The following is a 13,012-nucleotide window of genomic DNA, read 5'->3' as shown; positions in this document are numbered from 1 at the left end:
ACGATTGCCCTCATCTCTGACCGCACTCAGGCAGCAGCGCCCACCGTCACACGCTTTTGGTGCAGCTGCACGCCCACCGCACTGGCAGCCAGCACACTCACCGCCAAGGCCAGCGCTGCGCCAAAAAATACCTGGCTGTGCATCTGCTGGTCCATCATCCAGCCAAAGATGGGGGCGGCCACGGCAAACCCCGTATCCAGGCCCGAATACACGGTGCCATACACGCGCCCAGTGGCACCTGAAGGGGTGGCTCGCTTGATCAGCATGTCACGCGAAGGGCCCGCCAAACCGTGACCAAAACCTGCGGCAGAGGCCAGGATCAAAGCCGCGGTACCGGGCAACCAGCCCGTGCCCACAATGGCCAGACAGGCAGCGGCAATCAGCAGGAAAGTGGCAATGATTTTTTCCAGCCGCTGCACGCGCTGCGCCAGAAAGCCGCCACCGACCATGCCCAGCGCACCGCACAGCATGAAGCCTGTGACCACCAGCGCCGTCTGCGTCAGCGGCAGGTCATACATCAGGTGCAAAGCGGTGCTGGCGTAGTTCTGAATGGCGCTCAGCGCCACGGTGCTGAAGAAAAAGAAAGCAAAGCACATCCACACCGCAGGCAGCTTCAAATACGCAAACGGGCTTTCTGCAGAGGTGGCCGCCGCAGCATGTGCTTTGGTGTTGGCACCCGCCGCGTCAAACGCTTTGTCATCCAGCCAGCGACGGTTGAGCCACATGGTGAGCAAGACTGTGGCGGCAAACACCGCACCACACACGCAGGCAATGCGCCAGGAACCCGTCCACGTGGTGATGCCCAGCATGAACACCGGCGCCATGGCCCAGCCAAGGTTGCCGGAGATACCGTGCACCGAAAACGCATGGCCAATGTTCTTGGCCGTTACGCGTTTGTTCAAGATGGTGAAATCCACCGGGTGAAACGGTGCATTGCCCAGCCCCGCAAAGAACGATGCAGCCAGCAGCATGGCGTAGTTCTGTGCCACCGCAGCCAGCAAGCCAGCGACGACAAAGCTGCTCAGTGCGGCAAACAGCACGCGCTGCGCGCCCACTTTGTCCACCAGAAAACCTGCCAGCATCTGCCCGGTGCCCGAGACAATGAAGAACAGCGACACCATCACACCCAGTTGCGAGTAGCTGGTGTCGAATTCCGCAATCAGCCACGGAAACAGCGGCGGCAGCAGCAGGTGAAAAAAGTGGGAAGAACCGTGGGCCAGGCCCACCAGGCCAATGGTGCGCGCATCACGGCGCTCAGGGGCAGCAGAAGCAATCACAGAAGCAGTCATGCTGCGCATCTTAGGCAGCGACGTTGCGGCAGGTATGCGATAGTCGGCCAAAAGCTATTGCAAATCTGCCAATTCGCATGCCATGCCCAAACCCATCGCTTTGCCTGCCGTTGCACCAGGCATAAATCCACACCGCAACGCACGCACGCTGGAGCAAATCCCCATCCTGGATCCGCTGCTCTACCAGCCGCATGCGCAGCGCCCTGTGCGCTCCAAAATGCGCGAGCTGGACAAAGACACCCTGATCATGCCCCACACACACCCGTGGGCGCAGCTGGCCCTTTCCACGGGCGGCGTGATACGACTGTCACTGGCCAACGCCACCTACATCGTGCCGCCCCACCGCGCCGTGTGGGTGCCGCCCGGCGTTCAGCATGCCGTGACCATGGTGGAGACTGCACGCCTGTATACCTTGTACTTTTTGCCTGACACGCATGGTGGCGGGGCCCAGGCACACTGGATGAACGACCCCGTCTGGCAAGAGTGCCGCGTCATGGAAGCTTCTGCGCTGCTGCGTGCACTGGTCGTGGAGATGGACGTTGGCAGCGACAACTCGCTGCCCCTGACACTGACCCAGCAAGAGCGCGAACTGCACCTGAGCGCCCTGGTCTGCGACGAGCTGCGCCGCGCGCCCGTAATCCATCTGGGCATCCGGCTGCCCAAAGACAAGCGCCTGAAAAACCTCTGCGAGGCCGTACTGGCAGATCCCACACGCCACGAAACGCTGGAGCAATGGATTCTGGACACCGGGGCCAGTCTGCGCACCGTGGCCCGGCTGTTTCGCAGTGAACTGGGCTGCACTTTCACCCAGTGGCGCCAGCAAGTCGTGCTGGCGCACGCGGTGGCACTGGCTGCACAGCAGTTGCCCATTGCGCACATCGCGGCTGAGCTGGGCTACACGCACAGCGCATTCAGCGCCCTGGTGCGCCGCACCGTAGGCATGACGGCGGCCACCTTTTTAGGGCAGCAGCAGTCTGCGCCCACAGCGCCCTAGTGCCTGTGCATATTGCCGCCGGGGCGGCCTTTGCGGGGGTACAGACTCTGGCCTTGCACCACAATGCCCTGCGGGCGCACAGGCAGCATGCCCGCGATTTCGTCGCTCAGCACACTGTCGTAGTCCACCTCGGCCAAAGGGGCCTGATAGGCATAGACTTCACGGCCATCTTCCAGTTCGGCAACGTAGACCGGTGCCACGTCCGGGATGGGAAAGTTCAAGCTCACCAGCCACGAGCCATGGCGCATTTCACCCAATGATTTGACCGCAGCACGGCTCATGCTCTCCGGGCGCTGAAACAGATAGACCAGATCAAAATCACCCCAGCTGCTTTGCCACAAATCACCCCTGCGCACCACCGCCCATGGGCAGCGCAGTGCACTCAGCCAGCGCAGCGGCCAGCTCCACTCCACACCATAAATACGCGCCTGCGGCCAGGCGCTGCGCAAGGCTTTCAGACCATCACCCGCCCCGCAACCGGCATCCAGCACGTGCGCACCCTCAGCCAGTGCAATGTGCGCAGCCAAGCCGTCCAGAGCACCTTTGGGTGTCGGAAATACCGGCGCATCGCGCCAGGCATTGATGGGGTACACCAGCAGCAGCAGCGCCAGCGGCAGCAGCCACAGCCACGCGGGAAAGCTGCCTGCTGCCAGCACCATCCATGACAGAGGAAAGCCCAAGGCGATCATCACGCGGCGCCACCATGTGCCCCCCCACAGGCTGGTTGCCAGAGCGCAGGTACAGGCAACGCACAGCGCCCCCCACCATGGCAACCAGACCTGGCCCACGGCAAAGCTGGCCCAGGCAAGGCCCCAGGCCAGTAATGCGGGGATTGGCCATATCAGCTTGTTCAGAAAATGCATGCCGCGATATTGCCCGAAAGATCAATGCCACAGCACCTGCAGGCAGCAACCCGCGACCATGCACCACGCACATTAATTACCCTATGACTTCTCACAAAGAATAGTAGAAATCTTTCGATAAGCTTCTAAAAGAAACAAAGTTTCCTTTTCGCAAGAAAAACCACAAAATTACGCCGTTTACATAAATGAGAGAAAGAGGGGGGGGAGAGCTATGTCCAAATTTTTTGGATGGTATGTACTGCCTGCGTTCATCTTGGCAGGCTGCGCAGCACAGCCACCGGCAGAGCAATTGTCTCGCCAAGAAACCGTTCGCGTCTGCACGGGCAGCCAGTGTGTGGACCAGCATCGCAACACCGTGACTGCCGTCAGTCCGCCCTCCGACCCAGAGGCGGAACGCAGGCTCGCAGCCTTGAGCCAGCTGGCAGAGAAAAATCCCAAAGCAGCCTATGACCTGGCACTGCGTTTTCTGCGCGGCGACGGCGTAGAGCGCAACAGCTTCCAAGCCATAGAGTGGCTGCGCAGCGCTGGCGATCAGGGTCTGGTCGACGCGCAATTTGCACTGGGCCGCCTGTATCTGCTCGGCTTTGAGGAAATGGGCTCAGACCCCGCCGAGGCTGAAGCGTGGCTCTCGCGCGCAGCGGCCAAAGGCCATAAAGAGGCCCTGCGCCTGCTGCCCCAGGCCCAGGCCGCCAAGAAAAATGAACACGAACAGTACCAGGTCCGCGAGGCGGATCGCAAATCATGGGGAGCCTGGTACACCACAGCACCGTATTACTGGCACTGGAGAGGCTCCAGCTGGTACTTGCATTGAGCTGTGTCGCACCCCGTTTTGTTATCCGTTTTTATTGACTGAAAGAGACCTCATCCATGTCCAAGAAGACTTTGACTTTGCTGGCAGCTGCCAGCACCCTGGTTCTGACTGCCTGCGTGACCCCCGGTGGTGGCCAGATCACCACAGGCAATGCAGCCACAGCCGCCACAGGTGCTGCAGGCGGTGCCGCAAGCGTCAACGCCAATGCATCTCTGGAACGCTGCGATGCACCCCTGGGCACGCTGGCCGTTGACGACGGCCGCGGCAAGGAATGGTTTGCCAGCTTTGGGCAGGCCACACAGGTGACCAATATCGAGCCCCTGATCCGTCTGGCGGTCCAGCAGTCCAACTGCTTTGTGATCACCTCCATTGGCAACAGCCGCACGGAAGGCAAGCTTTCTGCCATCACGAACAAGCAACGCAATTCCGGCGAATTCCGTGCCGGCTCGCGCCAGCAAAAGGGGCAGCGCGTTGCCGCCGATTACTACCTGGAACCCGCCATCATCATCAGCAACGAATCGGTGGGTGGTCTGGCCGCAGGTCTGGGCGGCTTGTTCGGTGGTGTAGCGGGCGCACTGGCAGGCAACCTGCAAAGCAAGCAGTCGGTGGTCACCATGACCATGTTTGACATCCGCTCCGGTGTGCAGCTGTCCATCTCCGAAGGCAATGCCACAGCCACCAACTATGGCGCAGCACTGGGGGCGTTTGGTGGTGGCGCAGCAGCCGGTCTGGGCGGGTTCTCGCGCACCCCAGAAGGCAAGGCAACTGTTGCCGCCTTTATGGATGCCTACAACAACATGGTGGTGTCTCTGCGCAACTACAAGGCCCAGGAAGTCAAGGGTGGCCTTGGCCGCGGCGGTCAGCTGAAAGTGGGCAAGTAAACAGCGCTGACAGGCAACAAAAAAGGGCTTCCTCGGAAGCCCTTTTTGCATGGTGCGCAGATCTTAGCCACGCAGTTTTTCGATCAGGCCATTGAGCTCTTCCAGCGAGCCAAACTGGATGGCCAGCTCGCCCATGTCCTGCAGCTTGCCGTGGCGTTTGACGCGCTTTTTCACACGCACCTCCACCTGCGCCATCAACAGGTCAGAAAGCTCTTCTTCCACGCGCTGCACATCGCGCGATTTGGCTACTTTTTTGCCCTTGGCTGCCGCCGTACCGTCGTTGCTTTCCGCAATTTTTTTGACCAGCCCCTCGGCCTCTCGCACCGACAGCTTCTTGCCTGCGATCTGGTTGCCTGCGCTGATCTGCTCTGCCTTGTCCAAAGCCAGCAGAGCGCGGGCGTGGCCCATGTCGATGTCACCGGCCATCAGCATGGTCTGCACCGGTTCTGCCAGATTCAGCAAACGCAGCAAGTTGGATGCAGCAGAACGCGAACGACCAATGGACTGAGCCGCCTGCTCGTGCGTGTAATTGAACTCTTTGACCAACCGTGCCAGACCTTGCGCTTCTTCCAGCGGGTTGAGGTCTTCGCGCTGAATGTTTTCAATCAGCGCCATGGCGGCGGCGGCTTCGTCCGGCACATCACGAACCAGCACGGGCACGCTGTCTAAGCCTGCAATTTTTGAGGCGCGAAAGCGGCGTTCCCCCGCGATGATTTCATACCTGCCGGCATGCTCGCCCTTGAGCAGTTTGCGCACCAAAATTGGCTGCATGATGCCCTGCGCTTTGATGCTCTCGGCCAGTTCATACAGCGCACCCTCATCCATGCGCGTACGTGGCTGGTACTGGCCTGCCACCATCTCGGTGACCGGCAAGCTGCTGGGCACATCCGTGGATGCGGCAGCCAGTGCATCTTCTACTTTGGGCCCCAGCAACGCTTCCAAACCACGTCCTAGGCCTTTGGGTTTCTTGGTCACCATGGTCTTAATCTTTCATCAGTGATTGCAGCAAAGCATGGCCATCGGTCCAATCGCCCAGCCCGCTGTCGGTATTGATATGACCTGCACAGCCCAGGTCCACAAATTGCGATCCCCAGGCCTGTGCCATCTGCTGTGTGCGCGCCGGTGTGCAATACGGGTCATTTTGGCTGCCCACCAGCACGCTGGGAAATGGCAGGCGCAGCAGCATCAGCGGTGACCAGCCGGGCAACAGATTGCGAATGTGCGCTTGTTCCACATCCGCCGGAGCAACCAGCAAAGCAGCCTGCACGCGGGTTTTGGCCACAGGGGAATGCGCTGCCCACCATGCGGTCAATATGCAGCCCAGACTGTGTGCCACCAGCACCACGGGCTGGGCACTGTCAATCACCGTGTCTTGCAGGCGCGCAGACCAGTCTCCGCGCAGCGGGCGCTGCCAGTCATGCTGCTGCACACGCTCGTAGCCATGCAGCGCTTCCCAGCGGCTTTGCCAGTGGCCGGCATCAGAGTTTTGCCAGCCAGGCAGCAGCAATACACGGGGAGAATTCACAGAATCAGTCACTTGCTTTTTCGTAGCTGTTAACGCTTGTTGTATCTGTCTCAGAGGGCGTTTTCCGTGAAGACCTATTTCTTGTCAATGCGTTTGACCATCTCTTTGGCAAAGTCAATAAACGCTTTGCTGCCCTTGGCGGAAGGGTCAAACACCACGCCGGGCACGCCGTAGCTGGGGGCTTCAGCCAGGCGTACGTTGCGGGGAATCACGGTGTCGAACACTTTGTCGCCAAAGTGGGCCTTGAGCTGGTCACTCACCTGCTGCTGCAGGGTGGTGCGGGGGTCAAACATCACGCGCAGCAAGCCAATGATCTTCAGCTCTTTGTTCATGTTGGCGTGCACCTGCTTGATGGTGTTGACCAGATCGGTCAGGCCTTCCAGCGCAAAATACTCGCACTGCATGGGCACGATCACGCCATGGGCCGAACACAAGCCATTGAGCGTGAGCATGGACAAGCTTGGCGGGCAATCAATCAGCACAAAATCAAAGTCGTTTTTGACTGCATCCAGCGCCGTCTTGAGGCGCTCATTGCGGCGCTCCAGCGCTACCAGTTCAATCTCTGCACCACTCAATTCACGGTTGGCACCAAGCACGTGATAGCCGCACTTTTCAGACAGCACGGCGGCTTCCTGAATAGAGGCAGACTCCAGCAGCACGTCGTACACACTCAGCTCTAAAGCACGCTTGTCAATGCCTGAACCCATGGTGGCGTTGCCCTGCGGATCCAGGTCCACCAGCAATACCCGCTGGCCTACCTTGGCCAAGCCGGCGGCCAGATTCACTGCTGTTGTTGTTTTGCCGACGCCACCCTTTTGGTTGGCTATACAGAAAATTTGGGCCATGAGAAAAAGCTGGTGAAGGGCGCCATGCGCTCTTTATGAAACACCCTTTGTGCTGCAAAGCATTGCTACACAAAGGAAAAAGGCCAAGCGCGTAAGCTTTGGCCTTTCAATGCGGCACACAGGGCATGCCGTGTATCTTGCCAACGCCACCCCCGCATTGAAAACTCTGTTTCGCAAAACAAGGTTTCACGAAAACCCGAGTTTATGCCAGGAGTGCGTTCAGTGGCGGTTCAAAGTGTGTCGGCGACGGGTTTCGCCCACACGATGCAGCGCTCCGCATCCAGCCCAGGAACGTTCAAAGGTTCCACGTGAAACACATGCACGTTGTTACCCAGTGCATCTATTTCATCTTGTGGGTGCTTGCCCTTCATGGCAAACCAGATGCCATCAGCCGCAATCGCCGCGCGCGACCAGGTAGTGAAATCCACCAATGATGCAAAGGCACGGCAACTGACAATGTCATAGGGACCATGGAGCGTTTCCACACGCGCGTGAATGCCTTTGAGGTTGGGCAGCTTCAGCGCCACTGCCGATTGCTGCAAGAAGGCAGCCTTCTTGCCCACGGTGTCTACACAGTGGATATCGACCTCGGGGCAGCACACTGCAAACACCACACCAGGCAGACCACCGCCAGAGCCAACGTCCAGCTGCATCACACGCTTGCCCGCAGGCTTGCTCAGTTCAGCCACATGGCGGCGCAGCGCAGGCACTGCCGCCAGACTGTCTAGCATGTGCAGCGACATCATCTCTTGCGGGTCACGCACCGACGTCAGGTTGTAGACTTTGTTCCACTTTTGCAGCAGATCCAGAAAGTCCATCAGCTTATCGAGCTGCTCTATCGACAGGTTCAGCGACAGCTTTGCTGCGCCCTGCTCCAGCTGCCTGCGCAATTCGCTCATGCCGACTCCTTCAACGGTGCAAAGTCTTTGAAGCCGCCTTTTTTCAGGTGGATCAGCAGCAGAGAAACCGCAGCCGGGGTGACCCCGGAAATGCGCGACGCCTGGCCCAGTGTTTCGGGCCGGTGCTTTTGCAGCTTTTGGCGCACCTCAATCGACAAGGCTGCCACCTGCATGTAATCCAGCTCGGCGGGCAGCTTCAGTGTTTCATAGTGAGCGGCACGTTCGACCTCGTCTTTTTGACGATCAATGTAGCCCGAGTACTTGGCTGCAATTTCAACCTGCTCGATCACCGCTGCGTGCAGGTCTCCCAGTGTTTCACGTGAAACTTCGGCGGACTGGTACTTGCCTTCGCTCATCTGAGCCAAGGCGGGGTAAGACACGCCGGGACGACGGAGCAAGTCAAACAGGCTGTACTCATGCTCAATGCTCTTGCCCAGCACACGCTCTGCTTCAGCTGCGGGCAGGCTGCGGGGGTTCACCCACGTGGCCTTCAGGCGTTCTGTTTCACGTGAAACAGCGTCACGTTTGCGATTGAACATTTCCCACTGTGCATCACCTACTACACCGAGCTTTCGACCAATTTCTGTCAAGCGCATGTCGGCGTTGTCTTCACGCAGCTGCAGGCGGAACTCTGCACGGCTGGTGAACATGCGGTAAGGCTCTGTCACGCCTTGCGTGGTCAGGTCATCCACCAGCACGCCCAGGTAAGCCTCATCGCGGCGGGGCAACCAGGCACCCATCTCGCGCGCTTGCAAGCCAGCGTTGATGCCGGCGAACATGCCCTGGGCCGCGGCCTCTTCGTACCCCGTCGTGCCATTGATCTGGCCGGCAAAGAACAGTCCGTTGATCTGGCGGGTTTCAAAGCTGGACTTCAGACCACGTGGATCAAAGTAGTCGTATTCAATGGCGTAGCCGGGGCGCAAGATGTGCGCGTTCTCCAGCCCCTTCATGGAACGCACCAGCGCATACTGAATATCAAAAGGCAGAGAGGTCGAGATACCGTTGGGGTAAAACTCGTGCGTGGTCAGACCTTCTGGCTCCAGAAAGATCTGGTGACTGTCTTTGTCTGCAAAGCGGTTGATCTTGTCTTCCACGCTGGGGCAGTAGCGCGGGCCCACGCCTTCAATCTTGCCGGTGAACATGGGGCTGCGGTCAAAACCGCTGCGAATGATCTCGTGCGTGCGCTCGTTGGTATGCGTGACCCAGCACGGCATTTGTCGTGGGTGCATGTCTGCGTGACCACGGTAGCTGAACACTGGCACATGGCCTTCATTCATGCCACCGGGCATGCCATCGCCTGGCTGCTCGGTGCACTGGCTGAAGTCGATCGAGCGGCCGTCGATACGCGGAGGGGTTCCGGTCTTCAGGCGGCCCTGGGGCAGTTTCAGCTCTTTCAGACGCGCAGACAGTGAAACGGCTGGCGGATCGCCCGCACGGCCTGCGGCGTAGTTGTCCAGGCCCACGTGGATCTTGCCGTCCAGGAAGGTTCCAGCCGTCAACACCACGGTCTTGGATCTGAACTGGATGCCTACCTGCGTAACGGCGCCGACCACGCGATCGCCCTCCACCATCAGATCGTCCACCGCCTGCTGGAACAGCCACAGATTGGGCTGGTTTTCCAGCATCTCGCGGATGGCCGCCTTGTACAGAATGCGGTCTGCCTGCGCACGGGTAGCGCGCACAGCCGGGCCTTTGGAGCTGTTCAGAATGCGAAACTGGATACCGCCAACATCGGTGGCCAGCGCCATGGCACCGCCCATGGCGTCCACTTCCTTGACCAGGTGGCCTTTGCCAATGCCACCAATGGAAGGGTTGCACGACATCTGACCCAAGGTCTCAATGTTGTGCGTCAAAAGCAAAGTTTTGCAGCCCATACGGGCTGCGGCCAGCGCCGCTTCGGTGCCAGCGTGACCGCCGCCGACGACGATCACATCAAATTCTTGGGGGTACAGCATGGTTTTCTCCGTCGCAGGCGGCGTGGTGGTTCACCCGCCCTTCGCAACCGTTGCAGGCGTGCGCTTGATGCAGCCCGCGCGCCACCAAAAACTTTCAGGCGCAGGCAAACCCCCAATTTTCCCATCCTTTGCCTATCTTGTCTTGGCGCTGCACGCCACCGCGTCTGAGGTACGGCTTCTTGGCACTATTGCACCGCGCATAAGGCGTAGCATGGCCTTGGCCTTATCGCCCAGCATTGCAAGAAAGGTTTGAGAAACATGAAGCTTTATTTCAGCCCAGGTGCCTGCTCTTTGTCGCCCCATATCGTTGCCGAGGAGGCCGGCATTGCCTGCGAATACATTCTGACCAGCACCAAAAGCCACCAGTTGCCAGATGGCATAGATTTCTACACCATCAATCCACTGGGCTATGTACCTTTTCTGGTGCTCGATGATGGCCAGAGCCTGCGTGAAGGCCCGGTGATCGTGCAATACCTGGCAGACCGAGCACCCGAGAAAAAGCTCTTGCCTGCCGTGGGCACGATGGAGCGATATCGCGTTCTGGAATGGCTCAACTTTATTGGCACCGAGCTGCACAAAAGCTTTGGCCCACTGTTCAGGCCCAGCACCCCCGAGGCATACAAGCCCACGGTGCGCCAAGCGCTGCGTGGCCGCTTTGAATGGGTAGAGCAGCAGTTGGCAGGCAAGGATTACCTGATGGGCAGCCAGTTCACTGTGGCCGATGCCTACCTGTTCACGATCACTAACTGGGGAAAAGTGGTGGGCCTGGATCTGTCTGACCTGCCAAACCTGCAGGCTTACCAGCAACGTGTCTCTTCCCGCCCCGCCGTTCAAGCTGCACTGCGCGCCGAAGGCCTGCTCAAGCCCTAAACACACCCCGCTGCTTTGCCGCATGCAAAAAGGGCTTCCGTACGGAAGCCCTTTTTTAATGGTTAAACCATAATGATAGCTATCAGCGCTTTACTACATTGAGTTTCAATGCTCTAGATATCTGAAAACAAGTACACGCAAGCGTTAGTAGCTATCTTTTATTTAGCTCAACAGTGCCTGCGCAGGTTTTCGCAGTGCCTGAGGCTGGGCCACGCCAGAAAAACCTGTGTGGGACTGTGCATAGCCTGCACTGGCCTGGTGGTCGAGTTTGAACTGCTGCACCACGCCCGCCAGACGCTCTGCTTGCTCCTTGAGCGATTCGGCCGCAGCCGCAGACTCTTCTACCAGGGCGGCATTTTGCTGTGTCATGCGGTCAATGTCTCCCACGGCCTGGTTGACCTGAGAAATGCCACCCGACTGCTCGTTGGCTGCAGCGGTGATCTCGCCAATGATGTCGCCCACACGCTGAATACTGCCAACGACTTCCTGCATGGTTTTTCCTGCAGATTCCACGTGTTTCACACCGCCATCGACCGCATTCACGCTGCTTTGAATCAACCGCTTGATATCGCTGGCAGCTTCGGCACTGCGCCGTGCAAGCAAGCGCACTTCACCGGCCACCACGGCAAAGCCCCGGCCTTGTTCACCGGCGCGGGCCGCTTCCACTGCGGCATTCAGCGCCAAGATGTTGGTCTGAAAAGCAATCGAGTCAATCAAACCAATGATGTCGCCAATCTTGCGGCTCGATGCGGCAATTTCATGCATGCTCTGCACCGCCTGCGCGACAACAGTACCGCCCTGCGCCGCTGTTTGCGAGGCCGATGCAGACAGTTGATTGGCTGTCTGCGCGGACGATGCCGTTTGCTGTACGGTGGATGTCAGTTGCAACAGCGACGCTACGGTTTGCTGCAGGTTGCTGGCGGTTTGCTCAGTGCGCGCCGACAGGTCACCGTTGCCCGTGGCAATTTCCTGGCTTGCGGTTGCGATGTTGCCGCTGGCATCGCGCACACGCCCCACCATGCCATTGAGGTTGGTCTGCATGGTCTTGAGTGCATTTTGCAGATCAGAGACCTCATCTTTACCCACGACATCCAGCTTTTCGGTCAAGTCGCCCTGGGCAATGGCATCTGCCAGCCTTTTCGCGTCTTGCAGCGGGCGGCAAATGGACACCATGTTCAGCAGGGTCAGCGGAGCGACCACTGCCGTGGTAATGATCAGCGCCAAGATGAACAGCCACTGCGTTTGTGAAGCCACCTCAACACCACGCGCCTGCGCCTCCTGTGCCTGGGTCTGCAAAAGCTGCTCCAGCGATTGCAACTGTTTTTCTGCCTCAACAAACTCGGCACTGGCACGCCGCCCTACGCGCTGCGCCACGGTGGCACTGTCGTACCCGCCTGCAAGCAGCTGACGTGCCACAGGCACAAACAGCTCCTGGTATTGGTCCAGGTGCTTGAGCAGTGTTTGAATCACCTGCACATCTTGCTGCGGCGCAGCTTTGGCAAATTCCTCGCCTGCAGCACGCACCGCCTGCAAGCTGGCCTGCCAGTCTGTATGGGTCTTTTGGAGCTGCTCGGGCTGCTCGTACTGAATCACCATGTCTTTTTCCAGAGAACGCACCAATGCCAAGCTGGTTTGCACCTTGGTCATCAGGCCCACCTGCTGAAAAGGTCCGTTCAGAAAACTCTGGTTCAGGTCATGCAGGCGAAACATGCCAAACATGCCTGCCCCACCCAAAAGGCCCAGCAACACCAGCACCACGGCAATGGCACCCAACATGCGCACCTTGATCGTGAACATCCGCATCAGCGCAAACAGATCCATGATCTGAGTTCCTCTCTATCGCTCACACTTAAAAAGACGCAAAGCCCTGGTATCGCCACCAAGGCTTCTTGTTCACCGTCTTTCCCAGGTGCAGAGCTAAGCACACAGGCAACAGGAACAGTCTGGCAAGTTTGCCAGACAAGTCTGACAAACAAGCCTAAAGAAAACCCCTTCTTGGGGCTACTTCTCCGGACTCGAAGCTGCTATGACTAAACAGGTGCGCCACCGACCCGGCGTTCCACGTGAAACACATGTGCGT

Annotated in this window: 12 protein-coding genes; 4 read left to right on the top strand and 8 right to left on the bottom strand. The window is 58.9% G+C overall.

Annotated features, from left to right (window positions below):
• Window positions 1-26: 26 nt before the first annotated feature.
• Entirely contained in the window at window positions 27-1,298 is a 1,272-nt protein-coding gene (locus H9646_RS03665; protein WP_191721984.1) for an MFS transporter, read from the bottom strand.
• A gap of 73 nt (window positions 1,299-1,371) precedes the next feature.
• Between H9646_RS03665 and H9646_RS03660 the strand changes: the two genes are divergently transcribed.
• Complete coding sequence (locus tag H9646_RS03660; protein WP_191721983.1) at window positions 1,372-2,283, top strand: AraC family transcriptional regulator; 912 nt, start codon at window positions 1,372-1,374, stop codon at window positions 2,281-2,283.
• Here the strand turns inward: H9646_RS03660 and H9646_RS03655 are convergent.
• Window positions 2,280-3,146: a class I SAM-dependent methyltransferase gene (locus tag H9646_RS03655; RefSeq protein WP_191721982.1), complete on the bottom strand. Its 867-nt coding sequence runs from the start codon at window positions 3,144-3,146 to the stop codon at window positions 2,280-2,282. The genes H9646_RS03660 and H9646_RS03655 overlap by 4 nt on opposite strands.
• Window positions 3,147-3,357: 211 nt before the next feature.
• Between H9646_RS03655 and H9646_RS03650 the strand changes: the two genes are divergently transcribed.
• The gene (locus H9646_RS03650) at window positions 3,358-3,957 is read left to right on the top strand and encodes an SEL1-like repeat protein (RefSeq protein ID WP_191721981.1); all 600 of its coding nucleotides are present in this window, start codon (window positions 3,358-3,360) and stop codon (window positions 3,955-3,957) included.
• 56 nt (window positions 3,958-4,013) lie between these two features.
• Complete coding sequence (locus H9646_RS03645; protein WP_191721980.1) at window positions 4,014-4,838, top strand: hypothetical protein; 825 nt, start codon at window positions 4,014-4,016, stop codon at window positions 4,836-4,838.
• Window positions 4,839-4,901: 63 nt separating this feature from the next.
• On the opposite strand, the gene H9646_RS03640 is transcribed toward H9646_RS03645, so the two are convergent.
• The 5 genes from H9646_RS03640 to mnmG all read right to left on the bottom strand — a co-directional run bounded on the left by H9646_RS03640 (window position 4,902) and on the right by mnmG (window position 10,062).
• Window positions 4,902-5,816, bottom strand: coding sequence for a ParB/RepB/Spo0J family partition protein (locus tag H9646_RS03640; protein WP_191721979.1), 915 nt, complete (start codon window positions 5,814-5,816; stop codon window positions 4,902-4,904).
• A 4-nt stretch (window positions 5,817-5,820) separates the two neighbouring features.
• A complete protein-coding gene (locus tag H9646_RS03635) occupies window positions 5,821-6,363 on the bottom strand; it encodes an RBBP9/YdeN family alpha/beta hydrolase (protein ID WP_191721978.1) in 543 nt (180 codons plus the stop codon).
• A gap of 74 nt (window positions 6,364-6,437) precedes the next feature.
• Window positions 6,438-7,208 (bottom strand): ParA family protein, encoded by a 771-nt coding sequence (locus H9646_RS03630; RefSeq protein ID WP_191721977.1) that lies wholly within the window; start codon window positions 7,206-7,208, stop codon window positions 6,438-6,440.
• A 230-nt stretch (window positions 7,209-7,438) separates the two neighbouring features.
• On the bottom strand, window positions 7,439-8,107 hold the full coding sequence (rsmG, locus tag H9646_RS03625) for a 16S rRNA (guanine(527)-N(7))-methyltransferase RsmG (RefSeq protein ID WP_191721976.1): 669 nt from the start codon (window positions 8,105-8,107) through the stop codon (window positions 7,439-7,441).
• The gene (gene mnmG, locus H9646_RS03620; protein WP_191721975.1) at window positions 8,104-10,062 is read right to left on the bottom strand and encodes a tRNA uridine-5-carboxymethylaminomethyl(34) synthesis enzyme MnmG; all 1,959 of its coding nucleotides are present in this window, start codon (window positions 10,060-10,062) and stop codon (window positions 8,104-8,106) included. The genes rsmG and mnmG overlap by 4 nt, the downstream gene beginning before the upstream one ends.
• 258 nt (window positions 10,063-10,320) lie before the next feature.
• Between mnmG and gstA the strand changes: the two genes are divergently transcribed.
• Window positions 10,321-10,932 carry a glutathione transferase GstA gene (gene gstA, locus H9646_RS03615; protein ID WP_191721974.1) on the top strand — a complete coding sequence of 204 codons (612 nt, stop codon included), beginning with the start codon at window positions 10,321-10,323 and terminating at the stop codon, window positions 10,930-10,932.
• A gap of 162 nt (window positions 10,933-11,094) precedes the next feature.
• On the opposite strand, the gene H9646_RS03610 is transcribed toward gstA, so the two are convergent.
• Window positions 11,095-12,753 carry a methyl-accepting chemotaxis protein gene (locus tag H9646_RS03610; protein WP_191721973.1) on the bottom strand — a complete coding sequence of 553 codons (1,659 nt, stop codon included), beginning with the start codon at window positions 12,751-12,753 and terminating at the stop codon, window positions 11,095-11,097.
• Window positions 12,754-13,012 lie beyond the last annotated feature (259 nt).

The organism is Comamonas avium (genome assembly GCF_014836675.1).
Taxonomy (GTDB): Bacteria; Pseudomonadota; Gammaproteobacteria; order Burkholderiales; family Burkholderiaceae_C; genus Comamonas; species Comamonas avium.
The sequence above is the reverse complement of the archived record's forward strand: the minus strand, read 5'-3'. Positions and strand labels throughout refer to the sequence as shown.